This window comes from Leifsonia poae (genome assembly GCF_050632865.1).
Classification (GTDB): Bacteria; Actinomycetota; Actinomycetes; order Actinomycetales; family Microbacteriaceae; genus Leifsonia; species Leifsonia poae_B.
In genome coordinates this window covers 113781-136143 of sequence record NZ_JBODSA010000001.1, presented here as the reverse complement: position 1 = coordinate 136143, position 22363 = coordinate 113781, and the positions used below count along the sequence as shown (strand labels likewise).

20 protein-coding genes and 1 tRNA gene are annotated in these 22363 nt (G+C 69.2%); 6 read left to right on the top strand and 15 right to left on the bottom strand.

Going from position 1 to position 22363, the window contains the following annotated elements; all coding sequences use genetic code 11:
• Positions 1–1192: 1192 nt before the first annotated feature.
• Entirely contained in the window at positions 1193–1435 is a 243-nt protein-coding gene (locus ACRAWB_RS00650; RefSeq protein ID WP_431351599.1) for a hypothetical protein, read from the top strand.
• Between the two features lie 76 nt (positions 1436–1511).
• On the opposite strand, the gene ACRAWB_RS00645 is transcribed toward ACRAWB_RS00650, so the two are convergent.
• On the bottom strand, positions 1512–1727 hold the full coding sequence (locus ACRAWB_RS00645; RefSeq protein ID WP_431351598.1) for a DUF2945 domain-containing protein: 216 nt from the start codon (positions 1725–1727) through the stop codon (positions 1512–1514).
• Positions 1728–1788: 61 nt separating this feature from the next.
• Between ACRAWB_RS00645 and ACRAWB_RS00640 the strand changes: the two genes are divergently transcribed.
• Positions 1789–2421, top strand: a complete 633-nt coding sequence (locus ACRAWB_RS00640; protein WP_431351597.1) for a TMEM175 family protein — start codon at positions 1789–1791, stop codon at positions 2419–2421.
• Here ACRAWB_RS00640 and ACRAWB_RS00635 read toward each other — a convergent pair.
• The 7 genes from ACRAWB_RS00635 to topA all read right to left on the bottom strand — a co-directional run bounded on the left by ACRAWB_RS00635 (position 2397) and on the right by topA (position 12212).
• Positions 2397–4868 (bottom strand): PKD domain-containing protein, encoded by a 2472-nt coding sequence (locus ACRAWB_RS00635; RefSeq protein WP_431351596.1) that lies wholly within the window; start codon positions 4866–4868, stop codon positions 2397–2399. The two genes, ACRAWB_RS00640 and ACRAWB_RS00635, sit on opposite strands and share 25 nt — an antisense overlap.
• A gap of 188 nt (positions 4869–5056) precedes the next feature.
• Positions 5057–5132 (bottom strand) — tRNA-Thr (locus ACRAWB_RS00630).
• 81 nt (positions 5133–5213) lie between these two features.
• A complete protein-coding gene (locus ACRAWB_RS00625) occupies positions 5214–5924 on the bottom strand; it encodes a TetR family transcriptional regulator (protein WP_431351595.1) in 711 nt (236 codons plus the stop codon).
• 40 nt (positions 5925–5964) lie between these two features.
• On the bottom strand, positions 5965–7500 hold the full coding sequence (locus ACRAWB_RS00620; RefSeq protein WP_431351594.1) for an alpha/beta hydrolase: 1536 nt from the start codon (positions 7498–7500) through the stop codon (positions 5965–5967).
• Positions 7497–8705 (bottom strand): DNA polymerase III subunit delta', encoded by a 1209-nt coding sequence (locus tag ACRAWB_RS00615; protein ID WP_431351593.1) that lies wholly within the window; start codon positions 8703–8705, stop codon positions 7497–7499. The genes ACRAWB_RS00620 and ACRAWB_RS00615 overlap by 4 nt, the downstream gene beginning before the upstream one ends.
• Positions 8706–8766: 61 nt before the next feature.
• Positions 8767–9387, bottom strand: a complete 621-nt coding sequence (tmk, locus tag ACRAWB_RS00610) for a dTMP kinase (RefSeq protein ID WP_431351592.1) — start codon at positions 9385–9387, stop codon at positions 8767–8769.
• Positions 9384–12212, bottom strand: a complete 2829-nt coding sequence (gene topA, locus ACRAWB_RS00605) for a type I DNA topoisomerase (RefSeq protein ID WP_431351591.1) — start codon at positions 12210–12212, stop codon at positions 9384–9386. Before topA ends, tmk begins: the two co-directional genes overlap by 4 nt.
• Before the next feature lie 272 nt (positions 12213–12484).
• Between topA and ACRAWB_RS00600 the strand changes: the two genes are divergently transcribed.
• Complete coding sequence (locus ACRAWB_RS00600; RefSeq protein ID WP_431351590.1) at positions 12485–12730, top strand: hypothetical protein; 246 nt, start codon at positions 12485–12487, stop codon at positions 12728–12730.
• Between the two features lie 114 nt (positions 12731–12844).
• Here the strand turns inward: ACRAWB_RS00600 and ACRAWB_RS00595 are convergent, their stop codons facing one another.
• The 5 genes from ACRAWB_RS00595 to ACRAWB_RS00575 form a co-directional block, all read right to left on the bottom strand.
• On the bottom strand, positions 12845–13198 hold the full coding sequence (locus ACRAWB_RS00595) for an Rv3654c family TadE-like protein (RefSeq protein WP_431351589.1): 354 nt from the start codon (positions 13196–13198) through the stop codon (positions 12845–12847).
• Complete coding sequence (locus ACRAWB_RS00590) at positions 13195–13542, bottom strand: hypothetical protein (RefSeq protein WP_431351588.1); 348 nt, start codon at positions 13540–13542, stop codon at positions 13195–13197. Before ACRAWB_RS00590 ends, ACRAWB_RS00595 begins: the two co-directional genes overlap by 4 nt.
• Before the next feature lie 28 nt (positions 13543–13570).
• Positions 13571–13768, bottom strand: coding sequence for a DUF4244 domain-containing protein (locus ACRAWB_RS00585; RefSeq protein ID WP_431351587.1), 198 nt, complete (start codon positions 13766–13768; stop codon positions 13571–13573).
• A gap of 102 nt (positions 13769–13870) precedes the next feature.
• A complete protein-coding gene (locus ACRAWB_RS00580; RefSeq protein WP_431351586.1) occupies positions 13871–14776 on the bottom strand; it encodes a type II secretion system F family protein in 906 nt (301 codons plus the stop codon).
• Positions 14773–15759: a TadA family conjugal transfer-associated ATPase gene (locus ACRAWB_RS00575; protein WP_431351585.1), complete on the bottom strand. Its 987-nt coding sequence runs from the start codon at positions 15757–15759 to the stop codon at positions 14773–14775. Before ACRAWB_RS00575 ends, ACRAWB_RS00580 begins: the two co-directional genes overlap by 4 nt.
• Positions 15760–16094: 335 nt before the next feature.
• Between ACRAWB_RS00575 and acs the strand changes: the two genes are divergently transcribed.
• Positions 16095–18044 (top strand): acetate--CoA ligase, encoded by a 1950-nt coding sequence (acs, locus tag ACRAWB_RS00570; protein WP_431351584.1) that lies wholly within the window; start codon positions 16095–16097, stop codon positions 18042–18044.
• Between the two features lie 63 nt (positions 18045–18107).
• On the opposite strand, the gene ACRAWB_RS00565 is transcribed toward acs, so the two are convergent.
• Together ACRAWB_RS00565 and ACRAWB_RS00560 are read right to left on the bottom strand one after the other, a co-directional pair.
• Positions 18108–18578 (bottom strand): RidA family protein, encoded by a 471-nt coding sequence (locus ACRAWB_RS00565; RefSeq protein ID WP_431351583.1) that lies wholly within the window; start codon positions 18576–18578, stop codon positions 18108–18110.
• Positions 18578–18745 (bottom strand): hypothetical protein, encoded by a 168-nt coding sequence (locus ACRAWB_RS00560; RefSeq protein WP_431351582.1) that lies wholly within the window; start codon positions 18743–18745, stop codon positions 18578–18580. The genes ACRAWB_RS00565 and ACRAWB_RS00560 overlap by 1 nt, the downstream gene beginning before the upstream one ends.
• Positions 18746–18826: 81 nt before the next feature.
• Between ACRAWB_RS00560 and ACRAWB_RS00555 the strand changes: the two genes are divergently transcribed.
• Positions 18827–21352 (top strand): transglycosylase domain-containing protein, encoded by a 2526-nt coding sequence (locus ACRAWB_RS00555; RefSeq protein WP_431351581.1) that lies wholly within the window; start codon positions 18827–18829, stop codon positions 21350–21352.
• Positions 21352–22332, top strand: coding sequence for a metallophosphoesterase (locus ACRAWB_RS00550; protein WP_431351580.1), 981 nt, complete (start codon positions 21352–21354; stop codon positions 22330–22332). Before ACRAWB_RS00555 ends, ACRAWB_RS00550 begins: the two co-directional genes overlap by 1 nt.
• Positions 22333–22363: the final 31 nt, after the last annotated feature.

Sequence of the window (22363 nt, the reverse complement as noted above, 5' to 3'; positions counted from 1 at the left end):
CGCTCTCCGGTGTCATCCACCTGGGCGGGGGCGAGACGCCGCCGGCGCCCGTGCCGACGCCGACGCAGACGGTCACGCCGACACCCAGTCGGACGCCGACGGCGACGCCCACGGAGCGGCCGCTGGTGCAGACGGCACCGGTGCTGCCGCACGACGTCGACGCTCTGGCGTCGACCACCCGCTGGTCCCTCGACCTGCCGGGCGACCCGGAGTGCACCGGCTCGTCCACCTACACACTGAGCGACGCGCGCGTCGTCTACGTGTCTGGCCTGCGCCCGAAAGAGTACGAGGGCTCCGACTGCATCAACCACCTGGAAGAGCACATCGGGGTGACCCTCGTCGATACGTCGAACGGGTCCGTGCTCTGGCAGCGCGAGTGGCAGTTCCTGCCGAAGCAGGTGGGATTCGGCACCTCTTTCACCGTCCTCGGCACCTCGGGGCGCGCCATCCTCGCCTTTCCGGAGGCAGCGGTCGGTCCTCACGACGTGCTCGACCTCGCGACGGGACAAACGGTCGGCACGTTCCGGCCCGACTGGGCCGGATTCCGGCCGAAACAGGACATGCGAGCCGTCCCGGGCGACTCGGGCGAGGTGGTGCTGCTCCAAAGTCACCTCGACTCCAACGGGAATCCGTCGGGCGAGGACACGCTCTTCCGCGCCGATCCGACCGATCTCACCCATCCCCGGTGGTCCATCGGCACCGGCTTGCAGTGGACGAACCTGGGCTTCCCAGCCCCTGCGGGAACAGCCGTCGACCTCGATGGGACCGACGCTGACGGCCTGGAATCTACGCGGATGCTCGATCTCGACACCGGGGAGGTCCTGTCCGCACTGAATGCCCAAGTACAGCCGATGAGTCAGATCCTCCTCGCGGTATCGAGAACGCAGGATCAACTGACGGCCTTCGGTCCCGACGGGCGGAGACTCTGGGCACGGCCGCTCCCGAAGGGCGCTTCGGTGTTCGCCGCATCGACGCCCGAGACCGTGCCGGCCGCGGTCGGCAGATTCCAGCATGGGGACACGGGCGAGTTCTTCGTCGGAACCGAAGACAGCATTTCGCTGATCGATCAGACCACCGGTGCTGAACGCTGGACCGTTCCCACCTCGTCGTGCTTCCCCGCACGGTACGTCGCCTATGGCTCCATGCTGACGGCGAGCCGGGATGCATTCTTCCTGTTCTCGAACGGCAAGCAGTGCCTGGTCGATCACGGGACCGGCTCGGTCGTCGACGCTCCGAACCCCCGGCGCAGAACTTCACGGTCTGGGGCCTCACTCACCTGTACACATTCGCGGGCGAGGACGACCCCGGCATTGCGTACGACCTTGAGACGGGGGCGAAGATCTGGAGCCGCGAGCGTCACGACTGGGAGAACTGGTCGTTCGACGGTGGATACCTCGTCAGCCAACGCCCCAACCACATCGAGTCGATCGGCTGACACAGACTGGGGGAAACCGGGGGAAACAAGGGGGACGGCGAACGGCCCGCGGATCGGGGGACCCGCGGGCCGTTCGTCATTTCTTCTTCTTGTGCAGCGCGTCCGGCTTGTGCACCGCCTCCTTGCCGCTCTTGTCGCTCTTCACGAGGTACTGCGGGTCGTCCTTCGACGCCTTGACCGTGCGGCCGGCCGCCTCGGTGTCCTCGGTGATCTTCTTCTCGACCTCGCCCGGCACATCCACCCCGTGGGAGGACCACTCGACGTGGTCGCCGCGCTTCAGCTCATCCGCCATGCTCGCAGCCAACCACCGACCCGCGGCGGGCACCAGGCCATAGGGTGCAGGGGGAGGCGAGATGAAGAAGGAGACCGGCCGCATCGAGGCGTTCAGCGACGGCGTCTTCGCCATCGCGATCACCCTGCTGGTGCTCGACCTGGGCGTCCCCTCCCCCGGCCATTTCGCCGAGACCCTGCTCGCCGACTGGACGAGCTACCTCGCATACCTTGCGGCCTTCCTGACGATCGCGAGCATCTGGCTGCACCACCACTCGGTTTTCCAGCACATCGGCCGTCTGGGGCCTGCGGCGCTGCTGTTCAATCTCCTGCTCCTGCTCGGCGTCTCCCTGGTGCCGTGGCCGACCTCGCTCATCGCCGCGGCGATCCGCGACGGTTCGCGCTCCGACGAGGTCGTCGCGATCGTCGTCTACACGATCACCTCGGTGCTGGTCAGCATCGCCTGGGCGGGCATCGGCTTCTCGTTGTCCCGTCACCCGGACTGGCTGCTGCATCCCGACGACGCGCGGTGGATGCGCGTCACCGGCTACCAGGGGGCGTTGGCGGCGGTCCCGTCGCTGCTCGCCGCGGCGATCTCACCGTTCGCGCCGCTGGTCTCGCTGCTGATCTTCCTGCTGGTGCCGCTCTACTTCATCCTCGTCACCACAATCAGTCGCCGGGCCCCCGGGGCTCACGGCACGGCGGAGACCAGGTAGTCGTCGAAACGGAAGCTGACCGGCGTGGTCGTCGCTGTGCCGGAGACGTAGGCGCGCAGGCCCACTGATCCGGCGGCCTGCAAGCCAGCTGTCGAATCCGTCACGCTCAACTGCCAGGCGCCCGGCTCCGCTTGCGCGGCCGGCCACACCTTCGCCTGGAAGAGCGTCGGCGCGGTCCCCACCGCCTGCACGCGAAGCTTGAGCTGCGTCCCGGGCGTGTAGGTCACGCCCGCTACCGTGGCCGTGTTCAGGGTCGTTCCGCTCTGCAGGAGTTGCACCGCCACGGCACCCGTCGAGCTGATCCTGGCGCGGCCCTCGTAGGATGCGGAACCGACCTGCCGCGCCAGGGCGGACGCGAAGATGCCGCCCCCGGTCGCAGCCACGTCCGTCGTGAACGTCACGGTGGAGTCGGTGCGCGCCGACGAAACCGACCCCAGGGTCTCTGTGCGCGACCCGCCCGCCGTATCGGACATCTGCCCCGTGCCGGAGGCGACCGAGTACGACGTGGCTGTTCCGGAGGCCGTCCACGCCCCGCCCGCGTCGGCCGTGCCCCATCCTCCAGTGACCGTCCGCTGGAACGCGTCGCGTGCGAGTGCGGTTCCTGTCGCGGAGCTGACGGTGACCTGCTTGGACGTCGTCGAACTGGCTCCGCCGTTGTCCGTCACTTTGAGCGTCGCCGTGTACGTGCCTGCGGCCGCGTAGGTGTGCGACGTGGTCGATCCGCTCGCCGTGCCGCCGTCCCCGAAGGTCCAGGCGTACGACGAGATGGAGCCGTCCGGATCACTGGACCCGCGCCCGTCGAAGGACACGCTGAGCCCGCTGGCCGTCGCACTGAACGACGCGGTAGGCGCCTGGTTGCCCGACCCGCCCGCGATGACGACGCTGTTGCCGGTTACCGCGGTGCTGTTCCCGTCAGGATCCGTCACGGTCAGCCTGTAGGTGTGTGTACTGCCACCGGCGAGTCCCGTATCGGTGAAGCTCATCGCGGACCGGCTCCAGAAGAGGGAGCTCTTCGTCGTCTGATAGATCGGGTGCGCGGTGTCGCCGTCGCGGGACAGCGCGTAGTTGAGGTTCACGTTGTCCATGTCGAACGTCGCCGTCCACGACACCTTCGCCTGTCCTGCCGTCGACGAGGTGGCGGTCGGGACCAGTGCCGTGTTGTTGTCCGGCGCCATGGTGCTGCGCACCACAGTGGTCATCGCGAAGCGCGCCAATCCGTACTGAGCCTTGTTGTTGACCCGTGGGAACTCGCCGCCCACCACGACATAGCGGCTGTCGCCCGCGATCGACCAGGTGGCCTGGCCCTGACCGGTGAAGGAACCGCCGGCGAAATCGGGGAACCAGTCCAGGAGGGAGGGCGCGGGTTGACCGGCGAAGTTGGCGTAGCCGGTGTTCCCGTCGTTTGTCAGCGTGTGGGTCACGGCTTTCGTGAAGGCGAGCGTGTGGTGGTAGGTCCGGGGGTTGGTGTCCGGGAAGCCGCCCACGTTGCGGCAGGTATGAGGGTGACCCGTCGCATAGAGGACGGGGCCGATGGGAGCCACCGAGTAGGTGTCTCCGTGGCAGTCCTCGAGCCAGACGAGTGCGCCTGTAGTGGCGTCGGCCGAGAAACTGCCCTCGAAGTTGCCGCCGGACCCAAAATCGTATCCACTGCCGTAGACGCGGTCGGAGGTTGCGCTCAGCGATGTGATGGCGGCATTCGGGCCCGCATCCCGCACGAGCGAGTTGACGGGGAAGGGCAATGCGGCGCCTGTGGTCCCGTCGAGCTTGGCGAGACCGTAGTGCGACGCGCCGTTGACGTTCTGGAAGGCGCCGCCTGCGTAGACGCGGGTGCCGTCGGGGCTCACCGCCATCGTCGTGACGGTGGCGTCGGCGGAGGCGTTCCACGCGCTGACGAGGCTCCCGTCGGACGCGTTCAGTTTCGCGAGGCGCGTTCGGGAGGTGCCGTTGACGCTGCCGAAGGCGCCACCGATATAGACCGCCGTGTCGGTGGCCGCGATACCCGCCACTTGGCCCGATACGGTCGGACGGAAGGAGCTGACGACTTGGCCCGTCGAGGTGTTGATCGCGAGGATTCGGTAGTAGCTCGCGCCGTTCGCGGTGGTGAAGTCTCCCCCGACATAGACCCGGGTGCCGTCAGGTGAGGCCGCGACCGCCTTCGCCTGCGCGTTGAGCTGGACGTTCACTCCCGTGTTCAGTACGCCGGTCGTGACGTTATAGGCGAGGAAGTTGTTGCGCGGCGTGGTGTTGCTGCCCGCTGGGGAGCCGGCGGGGCGCGCGGTGGTGAACTTGCCGGCGACATACACGGTGTCGCCCACTACCGTCTGCTGCCACGCCACGCCGTCGATCTGAACGGTCGGGAGGAAGCTCGCCCCGACCGTCGGCGGTGACGCTGGATTCGTCGGGTCGGGTGGACGGGTGTCTGCGCCGGCCGGCGTGGCGGCGGCCAAGCCCCCGCTATGAGCAGCAGCGCACTGAGCGCCGCGGTGATGGTGCCGACGATTCGGGTTCGGCGTGACTTCTGGTTCGGGTCCATAGCAGCCTCAGCAGATGTGATTGATTCTCAGCTTTTGGCTAGCGTACGCGGGTTGGAGGCAATAGGGGAAGAAAATATGCGATCGAACCTGCACGGAGGAAATGGAGCCGCCCAAGGGAATCGAACCCTTGACCTTCTCATTACGAGTGAGATGCTCTGCCGACTGAGCTAGGGCGGCGTGGGCCGGGCTTCCACTCGGCGCACAGTCAGATAGCTTACCCGATCCGGCGGCGTCGTGACGACCAGCCGGTGCCGGGGTTCAGCGGACCTGGGTGCCGAGCGCGGAGAGCTGCTGGAACGAGCTGCGCAGTCGGTCGGAAAGCGGCTCGACGCCGCCGTGATCGGCCCAGCACGACCAGGCGTGCCGCATCCCCGCGAAGGCGACGTAGGTGACTAGTCGCGCGCGCTGGTGCAGGGTCTCCGGGTCGTCGACGAGCTCCGGGTCGTCGTGGGCGAGGCGGCGCTGCACGATGCCGCTGAGCGCGTCCTCGAACTTGTGCATGCTCGCCATGCGCAGGGCGAAGAGCTCCGGGTTGTCCTTGAGCAGCGCGCGGCGCATCGCGTGCAAGCGCTGCATGCTCGCGGGGTCCGCACCGTCCGGCTCCGCGCCGGCGTCACCCCGTGTCTCGCCGCTCGTATCGCCCAGGTCGATGGCGGCGACCAGGAGGGTGCTGATCCCGTCGAGGATGGGCTCCTCCGGCCCGGCGGTCACGAAGCGGTCGATGCTTTGCTCGTCGGGCAGTTCGGGGAGCTCGCCGATGATCGCGGACTCCTTCGAGGGGAAGTAGTTGAAGAAGGTCCGCGGCGATACATTGGCGACGTGGCTGATCTCGTCGATGGTGACGCGGTCGAAGCCGCGCTCGCTCGCGAGCTCGACCGCGGCGAGCTGGATCGCGCGCTTGGTGGCGATGCGCTTGCGCTCGCGGAGACCCAGCTCGTTGAGCGTGGATTCGGTGGCCGGAGAAGACACGGACCGATTATTTCACCGTCTGCAAAATTGCACCACTCCGTCAGCAGGTCTTGCCGTCGGCAGGGACGGTGCCGTGGACCAGGAAGTCGTCGACGGTGCCGTTCACGCAGGAGTTCGACTTGTTGTAGGCGGTGTGGCCCTCGCCCTTGTAGGTCAGCAGGTGGCCGTTCTGGAGCTCGGACGCCAGGTTCTTCGCCCACACGTACGGAGTGGCGGGGTCGTTGGTCGTGCCGACCACGAGAATGGGCGCCGAGCCGTCGGCCGAGATCGGTCCGCGCTTCACGGTGGATGTGTACGGCCAGTTCGCGCAGCCGATGTCGCCGTACGCCATGTACGGGCCGATGACCGGTGCGACTTTCGCCAGCTCCGCCGCCTGCGCCCGCATCGTCGCGGGATCGGCGTCGTAGGTGTAGTCGAGGCAGTTGATCGCGACGAACGCCTCGGTGGAGTTGTCCGAGTAGGTGCCGTCTGCGTTGCGGTCGTTGTACGTGTCGGCGAGCGTGAACGCGACCGATGCGCTCCCCTGCATGACCGACTCGAACAGTTTGTCGAGGTACGACCATGCCGTCGCGTCGTAGAGCGGCGTGATGATCGCGGTGACGAGAGTGTTCGCACCGAGTTCGCGGCCGTCGGAGTTGCGGATCGGACTCTTGTCGACGGACGCGAGCAACTGCGCGATCGTGTTCATGGCGTTGTCGACCGTCCCGCTGAACGGGCAGTCCTTCTGCGTGAGGCAGCTCTTGAGATAGGCGCGCAGCGCGCTCTCGAAGCCCTTCGCCTGAACCTGGGTGACTTCGAAATTGGTGGCGGCGGGGTCGAGCGCGCCGTCGAGGACGAGCCGGCCGGTCTTGCCCGGGTACAGACCCGCGTAGACCGCACCGAGGTAGGTGCCGTAGGAGTAGCCGAGGTAGTTCAGCTTCTTGTCGCCGAGGGTGGCGCGGAGGAGGTCGAGGTCGCGCGCGGCGCTGACGGTGTCGACCTTCGGCAGCGGCGCGCCGGTGTTCTTCTGGCAGGCCGCGCCGAAGTCCTTCGCCACCGTCGTGTTCTCGGCGATCCACTGGTCCGAACCGCGCTCGCCGGGCGTGATGCCGTAGAGGTATTGATCCATCTGGGCCGCGTCGTAGCACTTCACCGCGGTGGAGCGGCCGACTCCCCGGGGGTCGAATCCGACGATGTCGAAGTGGTCCTGCAGCGTGGCGTCGGCGACGAAGTCGACCGAGTCCTTGACGAAGTCGAACCCGGACGCGCCCGGACCGCCGGGGTTCGTCAGCAGAGACCCCTGCTTCGTGCCCTTCGCCGGCTGCCGGATGAGCGCGAGCTCGATCTCTCCCTTGCCGGGGTCGTTCCAGTCGAGTGGGGCCTTCGCCGTCGCGCACTGCTTGCCGCCGTCGCACGACTTCCAGGTGAGGATCTGCTCGTAGAAAGGCGCGAGCGCGGCGGAGACCTTCTCGGGCGCCGGCGTCGAGCTCGTCGACGCCTTCGCCGGCAGGAACCAGGTCACACAGCCCGTCAGGGTCAGGGCGACGACGGCGGCGATGGCGATCACGGCGGTGCGGACGGCGCTCCGGGAGGTCACAGGTCGGTCCCCTTCCGCGCGTTCGCTCCGCGCAGGATCGTGGTCAGCATGGCCTCCAGCGCGAGGGCCGGGGCGACGTTGCCGTCGACGCGCTCGCGCGCCGTCGCGACGGCATCCATCGCCGCGAGCGTAGCGGCCGGAGTCGTGTGCGTGCTGAGAGCGTCGAGCTCCTGTCGCAGCTCGCGATTCACCAGCTCGCTGTCGCTGCCGAGCTGCAGCATCATCACATCGCGATAGAGGGAGAGCAGGTCGACGAGGATGCGGTCGATCCCGTCACGGAGGCTGCGCGTCGCGCGCCGCTTCTGATCCTCCTCCAGCTGGCGCAGCTGTCCGCGCAGTGCGGGAGGGATGGTGCCACCGGGCTCGATTCCGAGTGATCGCAGCGCATGCTCCCGCTCCTCCGCATCCCGCTCTTCGGTGATCGCCTTGGCGTCGGCCCCGGCGATCTCGAGCAGCGTGGCGGCCGCGAGCACCGCGTCGGATACCGACCGGATGCCCAGCGCCAACTCGAGCGTCTGCTCCCGGCGACGACGGGCCTCTTCGTGAGTGGCGAGTCGGTGCGCCATGCCGATGTGACTCTGGGCGTGGCGGGCGGCGCGCTCTGCGGTCTCCGCGTCGACGCCGTCACGACGCTGGATGAGTTCGGCGACGTCTGCCACGCTCGGGACCCGCAGGCGGACGGTGCGGACGCGGGACCGGATCGTGGGCAGCAGGTCGGCGTCGCTGGGCGCGCAGAGGATCCACACCGTGCGCTCGGGCGGCTCCTCCAGCGCCTTCAGCAGGACGTTGGACGTGCGCTCGGTCATGCGGTCGGCGTCTTCGATGACCATCACGCGGTAGCGCGCGACCGACGGTGAGAACTGAGAGCTCGCGACGAGCGAGCGGACCTCGTCGATCGAGATGATGACGCGCTCGGTGCTGAGGACCGCGAGGTCGGGGTGGGTGCGCGCCTCCACCTGGCGGCGGGTGGCGAGATCGCCCTTCGGCGTACCGGGGCTGAGCAGGGCGGTCGCGAACGCGTAGGCGAGGTTGGAGCGGCCGGACCCCGGCGGCCCGGTGATCAGCCACGAGTGCGTCATGCCGCGCGAGGGACCCGCGCCGCTGGCGGAGCTTCCGGTGCTTGGGACGGCGCCAGAGCCCTCCGCGGCGGCCCGGACGATCGCAATAGCGTCATCCTGCCCCGTGAGCTCGTCCCAAACCGTCATGCTCTCCAGGCTAGCTGGCACCGCGGACACCTTTCGCTCGCGTCCGGATCGTGTGGATAAGTCAGACGCGGCCGGCGAGACGTTCGCGGATGTCCGCGGCGATCTCGTCCACGGGACGGCCGGCGTCGACGACCAGGAACCGCTCGGGCTCGGCCTCGGCGAGTGCCAGGTAGCCGGCGCGGACGCGCGCGTGGAAGTCGGAGCGCTCCGCCTCCAGCCGGTCGTAGCGGGTGCGCGAGGCGTCGAGGCGAGCGCGCGCCGCGTCCTCGTCGAGGTCGAGCAGGATGGTGAGGTCCGGGAGCAGCCCTTCGGCCGCCCATAGCGAGAGCTCGCGGATCTCCTGGGCATCCAGCACGCGACCCGCGCCCTGGTAGGCGACGGACGAGTCGAGGTAACGGTCCTGGAGGACGACCTCGCCCCGGGCGAGCGCCGGACGCACGACCGTGGCAACGTGATGCGCCCGGTCGGCCGCGTAGAGGAGCGCTTCGGCCCGCGGGGCGATGTCGCCACGGTGATGCAGGACGATCTCGCGGATCTCGACTCCCGCGTCGGTGCCGCCCGGCTCGCGGGTGCGCACGACGGTCCGCCCGAGTCCCGTCAGCCACTCCTCGAGCAGGGCGGCCTGGGTCGACTTGCCCGTGCCGTCCCCGCCCTCGAGGGTGATGAAGAGCCCGCCGGTCACTCGGCGGACTTCTTCGCGGCCGCCGTTCGCGCCGTGGCCGACTTCGCGGCCGGCTTCTTGGCTGCGGTGGTCTTGGCCGCGGTGGTCTTCGTCGCCGTCTTCTTGGCCGCGGTCGTCTTCGCGGTGCTCGCCTTCGCCGTGGTCGCCTTCGCAGCGGTCTTGCGAGCCGGCTTCTTGGCCGGCCCCCTGGCGCGCTTGTCGGCGAGCAGCTGCACCGCCCGGTCGAAGTCGACCTCGTCGACCGTCTCGCCGCGCGGGATGGTCGCGTTGGTCTCGCCGTCCGTGACGTACGCGCCGAAGCGGCCGTCCTTGATCCGGATCGGCTTGCCGCTGACCGGGTCCGCGTCGAATTCCTTGAGCGCACTGGACGCCCGGCGGTTGCCGTACTTCGGCTGCGCGAACAGCTCGAGGGCACCCGCCAGGTCGACGTCGAAGATGTCGTCCTCGCTCGGCAGCGACCGCGTGTCCGTGCCCTTCTTGAGGTAGGGCCCGTAACGGCCGTTCTGCGCCTGGATCTCGTCCCCGCTCTCGGGGTCGGCTCCCACCACGCGCGGAAGGCTGAGCAGCTTCAGTGCGGTGTCGAGGTCGATCGTCGCGAGATCCATGGACTTGAAGAGCGACGCGGTACGCGGCTTCTCGGCGGCCTTCTTCGGCTTCTTGGCCGGCTCGGCCACCTCGCCCGTGGCCGGGTCGGCCGCTGCCTCGTCCTCCGGGTCGGCCTCGGTCACGTAGGGCCCGAAACGCCCGTCCTTGGCGAGCACCAGCTTGCCGTTCTCGGGGTTGGAGCCGAGGACGCGGTCGGTCTGCACCGGGGCCTCGATCAGCTCGCGCGCCTTCGCCGGCGTGAGCTCGTCGGGCGCCAGCTCCGGCGGGATGTTGACCCGTCGCGGCGTCGCATCCGGGCCGGCGTCAGGCTCGGCCACCTCGAGGTACGGCCCGTACTTGCCGATGCGGAGCGTCACGCCGTCGTCGATGGCGATCGAGTTGATGCTGCGCGCGTCGATCTCGCCGAGGTTGTCGATGACGCGGCGCAGTCCCTTGTGCTTGCCGCTGCCGAAGTAGAAGCTGTTCAGCCAGTCGACGCGCTCGGCCTCGCCGTCGGCGATGCGGTCGAGGTCGTCCTCCATCTCGGCGGTGAAGTCGTACTGCACCAGGTCGCCGAAGTAGTCCTCAAGCAACCGGACCACCGAGAAGGCGACCCAGCTCGGGACCAGTGCCTGTCCCCGCTGCGTGACGTAGCCGCGGTCGATGATGGTCGAGATGATGCTCGCGAACGTCGAGGGGCGGCCGATCCCCAGCTCCTCGAGCGACTTCACGAGGCTCGCCTCGGTGTAGCGCGGGGGCGGGGTGGTCTCGTGCCCGTCGGCCGCGACGTCCTGCACGGTCAGCGGCTGCTTCTCGGTGAGGGGCGGCAGCTTGGCCTCGGCGGAGTCGGACGCGTTGCGCTCCTCGTCCTTGCCCTCCTCGTAGGCGTTGAGGAAGCCGCGGAACGTGATGACCGTGCCGCTCGCGGTGAACTCGGCGACGGTCCCGTCGAGCGGGCCCTCGGCGATGCGCGCCTCGACGGTGACGGACGCGGTCTGTCCCTTGGCGTCCGCCATCTGCGAGGCGACGGTCCGCTTCCAGATGAGGTCGTAGAGCCGCAGCTCCGGCCCGCGGAGCGAGCGCTCGAGCTCGGCAGGCGTGCGGAACGTCTCGCCGGACGGACGGATCGCCTCGTGCGCCTCCTGCGCGTTCTTGCTCTTCGACGCGTAGGTGCGCGGCTTGTCCGGGACCGTCTCGGGGCCGTAGAGCTTGGCGGCCTGCGAACGCGCCGCGTTCGTGGCCTGCTGCGACAGCGACGCGGAGTCGGTGCGCATATAGGTGATGTAGCCGTTCTCGTAGAGCGACTGCGCGACGCTCATCGTCTGGCGCGCGGAGAAGCGGAGCTTTCGCGCCGCCTCCTGCTGGAGCGTGGACGTGGTGAACGGCGCCGCGGGCCGACGCGAGTAGGGCTTCGAGTCGACCTTGGAGACGGCCACGACGGTGCTGGGATTCCGGACCGCCTCGGCGAGCGTCGTCGCCGAAGCCTCATCGAGCGTCCGGGCATCGGACGTCAGGCGCCCGTGGTCGTCGAAGTCGCGTCCGGTGGCAACGCGGGTGCCGTCGAGCCGGGCGAGCCGGGCTTCGAAGGCGTTCGCGTCCTCCGGGGCGAGCCGAGCGGTGAGACCCCAGTAGGAGGCCGGGACGAACGCGAGGCGTTCGCGCTCCCGATCGACCACGAGACGGGTCGCTGCGGACTGCACACGACCGGCGGAGAGGCCCGGACCCACCTTGCGCCAGAGCACCGGCGACACCTCGTAGCCGTAGAGGCGGTCGAGGATGCGGCGGGTCTCCTGCGCGTCGACGAGGGCGGTGTCGATCTCGCGGGTGTTGTCGCGCGCCTTCTCGATGGCCTCGCGGGTGATCTCGTGGAACACCATGCGCTTGACCGGGACCTTCGGCTTCAGCACCTCGACCAGGTGCCAGGCGATCGCCTCTCCTTCGCGGTCCTCATCCGTCGCGAGGAGGAGTTCGTCGGCGTTCTTGAGGGCGCGCTTGAGGTCGGCGACCGTCTTCTTCTTCTGGTCCGACACGACGTAGTAGGGCTCGAACTCGTTCTCGACGTCGACGGAGAACTTGCCGAGCGAGCCCTTCTTGAGCTCCGGGGGCAGGTTCTTGGGCTCGATGAGGTCGCGGATGTGCCCCACCGAGGCCATGACCTCGTAGCCGTCGCCCAGATATTGGGCGATCGACTTCACCTTGTTCGGCGACTCGACGATGACGAGCTTCTTCGTGTCGGGCACGTGACTCCTCTTATATATGCACACGCTGTGTCGTCCACAGCTGACGGCGACGTCCACGACTCGACCGGTGTGGCGCGCTCCCCCGGCGGCTTCGGTCCACGTCATGCGTGATCCGTCGTCCGACAGGCAAACCATACACACCTTCGCCGCTCATCCACCTAATCAAGCCCAGGCCGTTCGCCCTGGGCGCAGTCTCTCTGTTCCGGTCGAGCAGCCACCTCTGGGCGCGTGGACCCCTTTTCGGCAGCCGCGCGGCGGAGGATGATGTCAGCATGGCAACGACGATGACGTACACCGCCAAACTGATCGACGGACCTCTCGAAGGCAAGACCATCTCGACCGGGTTCCTGGACTCCGGAGACGCCCGGCCCCGCCTGGAGATCTCGGCTCCCGCCGGTTCGAAGCACTACCTCTATATCCGCGCCTCGGGCGCCGAGCTGGAGTATGCATCGGACGACGGCGACGGCCGCCAGCCGACCGCGGTCTCGTACCGCTATTTGGAGACCGTCTTCGACTGACGCGCCGCGGCGATGCCGTCGACGCCCAGCGCCGCCGATGCCCCACAGCCGCTGACGCCCAGCGCCGCTGACGCGCACCGCCGCTGACGCGCACCGGCCGCAGCTGGCCCCATGTCACCGCGGCGCCGCCGGTCCGGCGCGCGCGGACGCTTTCGCGTGCCACACCAGGTACGGGGTCGTCGCCGTGACCGTGACGACGGTCCCCGCCTGGTCGCATGCCGCCAGCGCCGCGCCGTTCGCCTGAGCCACCTGGCCGGCCGTATCGCACGGCACGCCGCCGATCCGCCCCGACGCGGCATCGGCCGCGCCGAGCGCTGCCAGATCGGCAGCGACCGCGGCGCGCGCCTGGGCGGCGCTCGCGCCGACCACGGTCATGGCCCCGCCCGCCACCGTCACCACGGCACATGCGATGCCCAGCGCAAGCACCGAGCCCGCGCCCGCGTCGTCCCTCCACCACCGGGGCTTCACGGTCCGACGCTCTCGTCGAGCGCACGCGCCCCGGCGCTCAGCCGGATACCGGGGCTTCCCGGCCCGACACTCTCGTCGAGCGCGCACGCCCGGGCGATCAGCCGGATACCGAGCCGGCTCAGCGTCGTGTCGTCCGACGCCGTAGAGCTGACACATACGACTCCTCCTTCTCGCTCGATGCCCAAGGTCGTCCCGGCGGGCGCTGCGGCGCCACCAGGATCGTCTCCGCGTCCCGCCAGCCGCGCGGCGACGGCCGCGCTTCCGGCGAGCGCCGCATACTGCGCCGCCCCGCAGATGCCGCCGACGCATAGCGCAAGGCACCCCAGCACAGCCGGGAGCGCCACCGCGAACTCCGCGCTGACGCTTCCACGGTCATCCTCCGGCCAGCGCACGGTGCACCAGATCGGAGAGGATCGCCTTCACCTCGTCGCCCTTCAACAGGGCGACCAGGACGCCGGCGAAGCCGACCGCGGCCAGGATCGTGATGGCGTACTCCGCCGTGGCCGCACCCCGGTCTCCCCGCAGCCGGGCCGCCATCCGCCGGCCCGAGCGTCGCAACCATGTCGTCATGCGCCCCATGTCGCTTCCTTCCGTTCTGTGATTCCGTCGTGTGATCCCATCCTTCGCGGCGGCCGCAGCGGCCGGAGCGCGAACGCGGAATCTGTGGACAACTCATCTCAGGCCCGCGGTTGTGGACGACAGAAGGGACAGGACCAAGGGCGCCACCGCGAGCAGCAGGAAGCTCGGCAGCACGCAGACCCCGAGGGGCATCATGAGCCGCACTCCGAGGGTCGCGGCGGACTGCCGCGCCTCGGCACGCGCGGCCCGGCGCTGCTGGCGGGCGGACGCGGTGAGGAGTTCGGCAGCGGGCGCACCGGCCGAGGCCGCGAGCGCGAGAATCCTGCGGACTCCGCCGTCGTCGAGCGTCGGGAGACCCGATTCGCCGGCCGCCCGATGCGCCGCCTCGAGCGCCGACCCCGCGGACGAGCCGCCCGCCAGCGACACGGCCGCAAGCTCTTCGGCGAGTCCGGGGATGGGGCGCCGCGCGAGGTTCCGCTGGAGCAGGGCGCGCATCCACCAGCGACCGGCGAGCATGATCGCCAGTCCGGTCACGATGGTCGCGGCGCCGGCGGTGGAGGTCGCCGCTCCGACGAGGTCCGCACCGAGCCCCAGCGACAGCAGAGCACCCACGGCAGGCAGCCATGCCACCAGACGAGCGGTCGCCCGCGGGCCCGCGAGAGCCACCTCGGCCTCGCGTTCCGCTTCGGCGACGTCGCGCACCGTCGAAGCGACCGCGCGCAGGGTCTGCCCCAGCGGCGCGCCCGCCTGCTCCGCGACCAGCCACGCTGCCGCGACGGCCCGCAGGTCGTCGGTGGCCGCCACGTCGCTCACCGCTCGGGCGCACGAGGTCCGCGATGCCAGCGCGTCGACCACCCGGCGGGCGATCGGGTCCCCGCTGTGCGCGGCCACGGCGGCCCATGCGGATCGCGGCGTGAGTCCAGCATCCAACAGCACCGCCAGCGACTCGGCGAGCCCGGCGACAGCATCCGCGTCCGTGCCCGGCTTGGGCCTCCTCACGACGTGTCCCCAGGGTCCACCCGCTCGATCGCCAGTCGACCATCCGGCCCGGCACGCAACTGCCCGAATCCGTTCACCCGCCGCACCGGTCCATCCCGCTCGAGGTGTACAACGAGCCCGATCGCGCTCACCGCCTGCCGGGCGAGCGCTCGGTCGTCGAGGCCCGCGAGCGCGCCAAGCGCCTCCAGCCGCGCCGGGACGTCATCCAGCGAGTTGGCGTGCAGAGTCCCCGCTCCCCCGTCGTGCCCGGTGTTGAGGGCGCCGAGCAGGTCGCGCACCTCCTCGCCGCGGCACTCGCCCAGCACGAGCCGATCGGGGCGCATCCGCAGCGCTTCACGGACCAGCCGGCGCAGGTCGACGCCGCCCGCGCCTTCCAGGTTGGGCTGCCTGGTCTCGAGGCCGACGACGTGCGGATGCGGGATGCGGAGCTCCGCGACGTCTTCGATCACGACGATCCGCTCATCCGGACGCGCGGTCGCGAGCAGGGCGGCCAGCAGCGTGGTCTTCCCAGCTCCGCCGGCGCCGGTGATCAGCAGGTTGGTCCTGGCGCGCACCGCCCGCAGCAGACGATCCCCGTCGGGCGGCCGCATGCCTCCCGCGGCGACGAGTTCGTCGAGGGTCGGCTGGGCGCGCGGCGGCACCCGGATCGAGAGCAGCGCCCCGCCGGTGGAGACAGGCGGCAGGACGGCATGGACGCGCACGCCCCCGCGCAGTCGGACGTCGACGAACGGCGTCGCCTCGTCGATATGGCGTCCGCCGGCGGCGATCAGGCGGACGGCGAGCGACCGGGCTTCGCCGGCGTCAGCGCGCCAGCCGTCCTCCCGCCGGAGCCCGTGCGGAGGACCGTCCGACCACAAGTCGCCGGTGCCCGTCACGAACAGGTCGGTGACGCCGGGCCTCAGGAGGTAGGGCGTGAGTCGCCCGAACGTCCGCCACAGCCCGGGCTCGTCGGAGGGTACGGAGGTCACTAATGCATCGGTCATGAGGACGACGTTAAGAACCATGACCGCTCAGATGAGCACGACGGGTAAACCCGTGGAGAACGCGAGAAGGACCTCGGCTGTGGACGACTTGGCCAAACAGCCGGTTAAAGAGGGGGCCGCACCTATTGGGGGGAACAGGTGCGGCCACTGCGGCGCAGGATTGGGGGAATCGATTGCGCCGCACGCACGAATTTACATTCGGCCGGGGACCAGTTTACGCAGATTCGATGCAAACGCAAGTCTCCTGGGGACGCCTCCCCGGCAGGTTGTAGAGTCAGGCATTGTCGCGCCACGACCCGTATCGACCGCATCGCAAAGGAGCGAAAAGACTCCCCATGAGCAACACAATCGACAACCTGCTCCACGAGGCACGCCGGTTCCCGCCGAGTGACGAGTTCGCCGCGAACGCGGTCGCGACCGCCGAGCTGTACGAGCGCGCCGCCGCAGACCGTCTGGGATTCTGGGCGGACCAGTCGCGCGACCTGCTCCACTGGCACACGCCGTTCACGCGCACCCTCGACTGGAGCGAGCCCCCGTTCGCGAAATGGTTCGACGACGGCGAGCTGAACGTCGCCTTCAACTGCCTCGACCGGCACGTCCTGGCGGGAAACGGCGACCGGGTTGCGATCCATTGGGAGGGCGAGCCGGGCGACACCCGCACGATCACCTACGCCGAGCTCACGGCCGAGGTCAAGAAGGCGGCCAACCTGCTCACCAGCCTCGGCATCCGTGCCGGCGACCGCGTGGCGATCTACCTCCCGATGATCCCGGAGGCCGTCATCGCGATGCTCGCTGTCGCGCGCATCGGCGCGGTCCACTCCGTCGTCTTCGGCGGCTTCAGCGCCGAGAGCCTGCGTTCCCGCATCGACGACGCCGAGGCGAAGCTCGTCATAACGGCCGACGGCGGCTGGCGCAAGGGTCGCGTGTTCCCCCTCAAGGACGCCGTGGATGCGGCTCTCACCGGTGAGGCGACCTCGGTCGAGCACGTCCTGGTCGTGAAGCGCGGCGAGAACGAGGTGGCCTGGACCGAAGGCCGCGACCTGTGGTGGCACGACGAGATCGCGCTGGTCGACGCCGACCACACCGCCAAGGCGTTCCCTGCCGAGCAGCCGCTCTTCATCCTCTACACCTCCGGTACGACGGGGAAGCCCAAGGGCATCCTCCACACCTCCGGCGGCTACCTCACGCAGGCCGCGTTCACGCACAAGAACGTGTTCGACCTGCACCCCGAGTCCGACGTCTACTGGTGCAGCGCCGACGTCGGCTGGATCACCGGGCACACCTACGTCGTCTACGGCCCGCTCGCGAACGGCGCGACACAGGTGCTCTACGAAGGCACTCCGGACACGCCGCATCCCGGGCGCTGGTGGGAGCTGATCGAGAAGTACAAGGTGTCGATCTTCTACACCGCGCCGACGGCCATCCGCTCCTTCATGAAGATCGGACGCCAGCACCCGCAGCAGTTCGACCTGTCGAGCCTGCGCGTGCTCGGCTCGGTGGGTGAGCCCATCAACCCTGAGGCGTGGATGTGGTACCGCGAGGTCATCGGCGGCGACACCACCCCGATCGTGGACACCTGGTGGCAGACCGAGACGGGCGCCATCATGATCTCGGCCCTGCCGGGTGTCACGACACTCAAGCCGGGCAGCGCCCAGGTGCCGCTCCCGGGCATCTCGGTCGACATCCTGGATGAAGCGGGCACCCCGGTCGGCAAGGACCAGGGCGGCCTGCTGGTCGTCACCGAACCCTGGCCCAGCATGCTGCGCGGCATCTGGGGCGACCCGGAGCGCTTCAAGGAGACGTACTGGTCGAAGTTCGGCGACAAGTACTTCGCCGGCGACGGGGCGCGCTACGACACCGACGGCGACATCTGGCTGATGGGGCGCGTGGACGACGTGATGAACGTCTCTGGCCACCGCCTGTCGACGGCGGAGATCGAGTCGGCGCTGGTCGCTCATCCCTTCACGGCCGAGGCCGCCGTCGTGGGCGCGAATGACGAGACCACCGGTCAGGCCGTCGTCGCCTTCGTCATCATCAAGCAGAACCAGCTCGAGAAGGCGGTCGCCCTGGATGTGGCGGCCGAGCTCCGCAAGCACGTCGCCCAGCAGATCGGCGCGATCGCACGCCCGCGCGACATCTTCATCGTCACCGAGCTGCCGAAGACGCGTTCCGGCAAGATCATGCGGCGCCTGCTGCGGGATGTGGCTGAGGGACGCGAGGTCGGCGACACGACGACGCTCGCGGACACCGCGGTGATGAGCTCGATCCAGGCGAAGCTCTCGTAGGCCGGGTCCCTGAGACGACGGAGGGGCGGCGCCGGTCGGCACCGCCCCTCCGCGCATCCGTCGTCAGTCGACGGCGAGGATGAGCTCCACCTCGACCGGCGAGTTGAGCGGAAGGACCGCGACCCCGACGGCGGAACGCGCGTGCACGCCGGCGTCGCCGAAGATCTCGCCCAGCACCTCGGAGGCGCCGTTGATCACACCCGGCTGGCCGGTGAAGTCGGGATCGGAGGCCACGAAGCCGACGACCTTCACGACCCGGCGGACGCGGTCGAGCGAGCCGAGGACGCTCTTGGCCGCGGCCAGCGCGTTGAGCGCGCAGATGCGGGCGTACTCCTTGGCGTCGGAGGCGGACACGAGCCCGCTCCCATCGCCGACCTTGCCGGTCGCGGGGAGGGCTCCGGACACCATCGGGAGCTGGCCGGAGGTGTAGACGTGGTGGCCGTCGAGTACGGCAGGCGTGTACGCCGCGACCGGCGGGACGACCTCGGGCAGCGTGATCCCGAGTTCGGCGAGGCGCGCTTCGATGTCGGCCATCAGTTCTGCTCCTCACCGGGCAGCGGGCGCTTGAGGTAGGCGACCAGGCCGCCCTCGGGGCCGGTCACGACCTGCACGAGCTCCCATCCCTCCGACCCCCAGTTGTTCAGGATGGCGGCGGTGTTGTGGATCATCAGGGGCGTGGTCAGGTACTCCCAGCGCGTCATCGTGCTCCTAGGTAGAGGGTCTTTAACAGGTTGATCACCTACTCTGATCCTATGTCTGCGCAAAAACCACAGGCTAGAGGTGTGCTCGGTGCCGCCGGTGCCTTCATCGGCATGAGCGTCGTGGCCGGTCTTCTGGTCACCGCCGCCGTCACCCCCGCGATCGCGGTCACGGGCATGGCCGCGAACAACTCGATCGGCGTCTTCGAGGGGCTTCCGGAGTACCTGAACGTCGACCAGCTGGCCCAGCCCACCACGATCTACGCGAAGAACGGCGACCAGGATGTGCCCCTGGCGACCTTCTACTCCCAGAACCGCCTCCCCGTGGCGTTCAACCAGATCTCGCAGGCCGCGAAGGATGCGGCGATCGCGGGCGAGGACCCGCGCTTCTACAGCCACGGTGGTGTCGACATTCAGGGCACCGTCCGCGGTGTGCTCTCGACCGTCGCGGGTGGTGGGGTGCAGGGTGGTTCTTCGATCACTCAGCAGTATGTGAAGAACGTGCTGCTGCAGAAGTGCGAAGCGCTCCCGGTGAAGACCAAGGAGCAGAAGGCCAAGTATCAGGAGTGCGTGACCGACTCCACCGGTGTCTCCCCGGACCGCAAGGTCAAGGAGATGAAGTACGCGATCGGTGTGGAGAAGAAGTACAGCAAGGACCAGATCCTGGTCGGGTATCTGAACATCGCCGGGTTCGGCGGTTCGGTGTACGGCATCGAGGCGGCGGCGAAGTACTACTACAACACCAGCGCGGCTGCGTTGACGCCGGCGCAGGCGGCCAGCCTGATCGCGATCGTGAACGAGCCGACCAGTCTGAAGATCGACGACCCGGAGTCCAAGAGCAACGGTGCCGCGAACGGGTACGCGAAGAACAAAGAGCGCCGGGACTACATCCTGGGCAAGATGTACCAGTACAAGAAGCTCACCAAGGCGCAGTACCAGGAGGCGGTCAAGACGCCGATCCAGCCGGTGATCACCCGGTCGGAGCGCGGCTGCCAGACCGCGGGCGGGTCGGCGTACTTCTGCGACTACGTGCAGAAGACCATCCTCAACGACCCCGCCTTCGGCGCCGACAAGGACACCCGCGCCTCCAACCTCAACCGCGGCGGCTACAAGATCTACACCAGCCTCGACCTCCAGCTGCAGCAGGTGGCGGAGCAGACCATCGCCGACTACGTGCCGCCGACGTACAAGAACGTCGACCTCGGCGCCGTCCTGACCGGCGTGCAGCCCGGCACCGGCCGCGTGCTCTACATGGCGCAGAACCGCAAGTACAGCCAGGACCCGGACGTGCTCAACACGAGCACCGATTACACCTCCATCAACTACGCGACCGACCAGGACTACGGCGGCTCCAACGGCTTCCAGGTCGGATCGACGTACAAGGTGTTCACTTTGGCCGAATGGCTGAAGCAGGGCCACTCCCTGAACGAGAGTGTCAACGCGAACATCCGGACGTACACGCACTTCAAGAACTCGTGCACCGGCGACTGGGGCGGCAGCTACCGCCCGACCAATGACTCCTATGGCGAGGAGGGCCAGCGCAGCGCTCAGAACGCGACCACGCTGTCCATCAACACCGCCTTCGTCTCGATGGCGTCGCAGCTCGACCTGTGCGAGATCCGGAAGGACGCCGAGGCCTTCGGCGTGCACCCCGCCGCCGGCGGAGAGCTGAACTCGGACCCGGGTTCGGTCCTCGGAACGAACACCATCGCCCCGCTGACCATGGCGACCGCCTTCGCGGGCATCGCCAACAACGGCATGACCTGCACCCCGATCGCCATCGACAAGATCGTGGACGGCGGCGGCAAGGAAGTTCCGCCTCCCGCCAGCAAGTGCACCCAGGCCGTCGACCCCGCGGTCGCGAACACCATGGCGAAGGCGCTGCAGGGCCCGCTCCAGGGCGGCGGCACGGCCTCCGGGATGAACCGGACCGGCAAGGACATGCTCGGCAAGACGGGCACCACCGACGGCAACAAGCAGCTCTGGCTCGTCGCCTCGACCACCAAGGTGGCAGGCGCTTACTGGGTCGGCAACGTGACGGGTGACCAGGACATGCGCCGCATCTACCCGACGCACGGCACCACCCCGGCGATCGCGCGAACCGCGGTCATGCGCACCATGATGACCGCCGCCGTGGGCAAGTACGGCGGAGACGACTTCCCCGACGCCCCGAGCAAGCTGACGCGCGGTGTCCAGGTCGCCGTGCCGGACCTGACCGGCAAGACGCCGGACGAGGCGAAGTCGATCCTCTCCGGGCTCGGCCTCGAGTCGGCCGACGGCGGTCCGCAGGACTCTGTCGCCCCCGCCGGCACCGTGTCCTCGACGGACCCGGCCCCCGGTACCCAGGTGAGCAAGGGCACGCCGATCACGCTCTTCACGAGCAACGGCGCCCTCGTCGCCGTCCCGAACGTCGTCGGCCAGAAGTTCTCCGACGCTCAGGCCGCGCTGACCGCAGCCGGGTTCAAGGTGAAGGCTCAGGGCGGCAACAACCCGGCCTCGATCGTGCAGGCTCAGGATCCCGCCGCGGGAGCTCCCGCCAAGCCGGGGACGCAGGTGACCGTCGCACTCGCGGCGGCCTCCGCCCCGCCGACACCGGGCTCCAACGGCTAGTGGCGCGCAGAGCTCTGCGTTCGGCGGCGTCCGCGCTCGGCCTCCTGGCCGGCGCGGGCGCTGCCGCGTTCGCGTACGGTTCGCTGGTGGAGCGCAAGGCGTTCACGCTGCGCGAGGTCAGCGTGCCGGTGCTCCCAGCCGGTGCCGAGCCGATTCGCGTGCTGCACCTGTCCGATATGCACATGGCGCCGTGGCAGCGCGAGAAGCAGGAGTGGGTGCGCTCGCTCGCGCGCTTCCGTCCCGACCTGATCGTCGAGACGGGGGATGTACTGGGCCACGCCCGTGGGATCGAGGGCGTCCGTGCGGCGTACCAGGACTTCCGCGGCATCCCGGGGGTGTTCGTCCACGGCTCGAACGACTACTTCGGCCCGCAGCTCAAGAACCCGCTGAAGTACTTCCTCGGCCCGTCCAAGAAGAAGGCATCGACCGCACCGCGGCTCGACACCGCCGCGCTGACCGCGTTCTTCAGGGACCTCGGCTGGACCGATCTCGACAATCGCGCGGCGGGGCTGGAGATCCGTGGGACGCACCTGGAGTTCTTCGGCGTCGACGACCCGCACATCCGGTTCGACCGGGTCGAGTCGATCCCGGGCGCGCTGGACGAGCTGCGTGAGGACGACCCGTTCTCCGATGACGACACCTGGCCGGATGGCGGTCCGCGGAAGGAGCGCCAGGCGGTGACGATCGGCGTCGTCCACGCCCCCTACCGCCGGGTGCTGGATGCGTTCGTCACCTACGGCGCGTCGATGATCTTCGCCGGACACACGCACGGCGGGCAGGTCTGCGTTCCCGGCTTCGGCGCCCTGGTGACGAACTGCGACATCCCGCGCGCCCAGGCGAAGGGACTGAGCGTCTGGCGGCACGCCTTCCGCTCGGCCTACCTGAACGTCTCCGCCGGTCTCGGCACGTCGATCTACGCGCCGGTGCGCTTCGCGTGCCGTCCGGAGGCGACGCTGGTCACGCTGACGGCCGCCGTCTGAGTGCGAAAACCAGAAGACCCGGTCAGTGATC

Bases quoted from the DNA above. Each gene is read 5' to 3' on its own strand.
- ACRAWB_RS00645 (WP_431351598.1), bottom strand. From the start codon at position 1,727: ATGGCGGATGAGCTGAAGCGCGGCGACCACGTCGAGTGGTCCTCCCAC.
- ACRAWB_RS00640 (WP_431351597.1), top strand. From the start codon at position 1,789: ATGAAGAAGGAGACCGGCCGCATCGAGGCGTTCAGCGACGGCGTCTTC.
- ACRAWB_RS00615 (WP_431351593.1), bottom strand. From the start codon at position 8,705: ATGACGGTTTGGGACGAGCTCACGGGGCAGGATGACGCTATTGCGATC.
- ACRAWB_RS00600 (WP_431351590.1), top strand. From the start codon at position 12,485: ATGGCAACGACGATGACGTACACCGCCAAACTGATCGACGGACCTCTC.
- ACRAWB_RS00585 (WP_431351587.1), bottom strand. From the start codon at position 13,768: ATGACGACATGGTTGCGACGCTCGGGCCGGCGGATGGCGGCCCGGCTG.
- ACRAWB_RS00575 (WP_431351585.1), bottom strand. From the start codon at position 15,759: ATGACCGATGCATTAGTGACCTCCGTACCCTCCGACGAGCCCGGGCTG.
- acs (WP_431351584.1), top strand. From the start codon at position 16,095: ATGAGCAACACAATCGACAACCTGCTCCACGAGGCACGCCGGTTCCCG.
- ACRAWB_RS00565 (WP_431351583.1), bottom strand. From the start codon at position 18,578: ATGGCCGACATCGAAGCGCGCCTCGCCGAACTCGGGATCACGCTGCCC.
- ACRAWB_RS00560 (WP_431351582.1), bottom strand. From the start codon at position 18,745: ATGACGCGCTGGGAGTACCTGACCACGCCCCTGATGATCCACAACACC.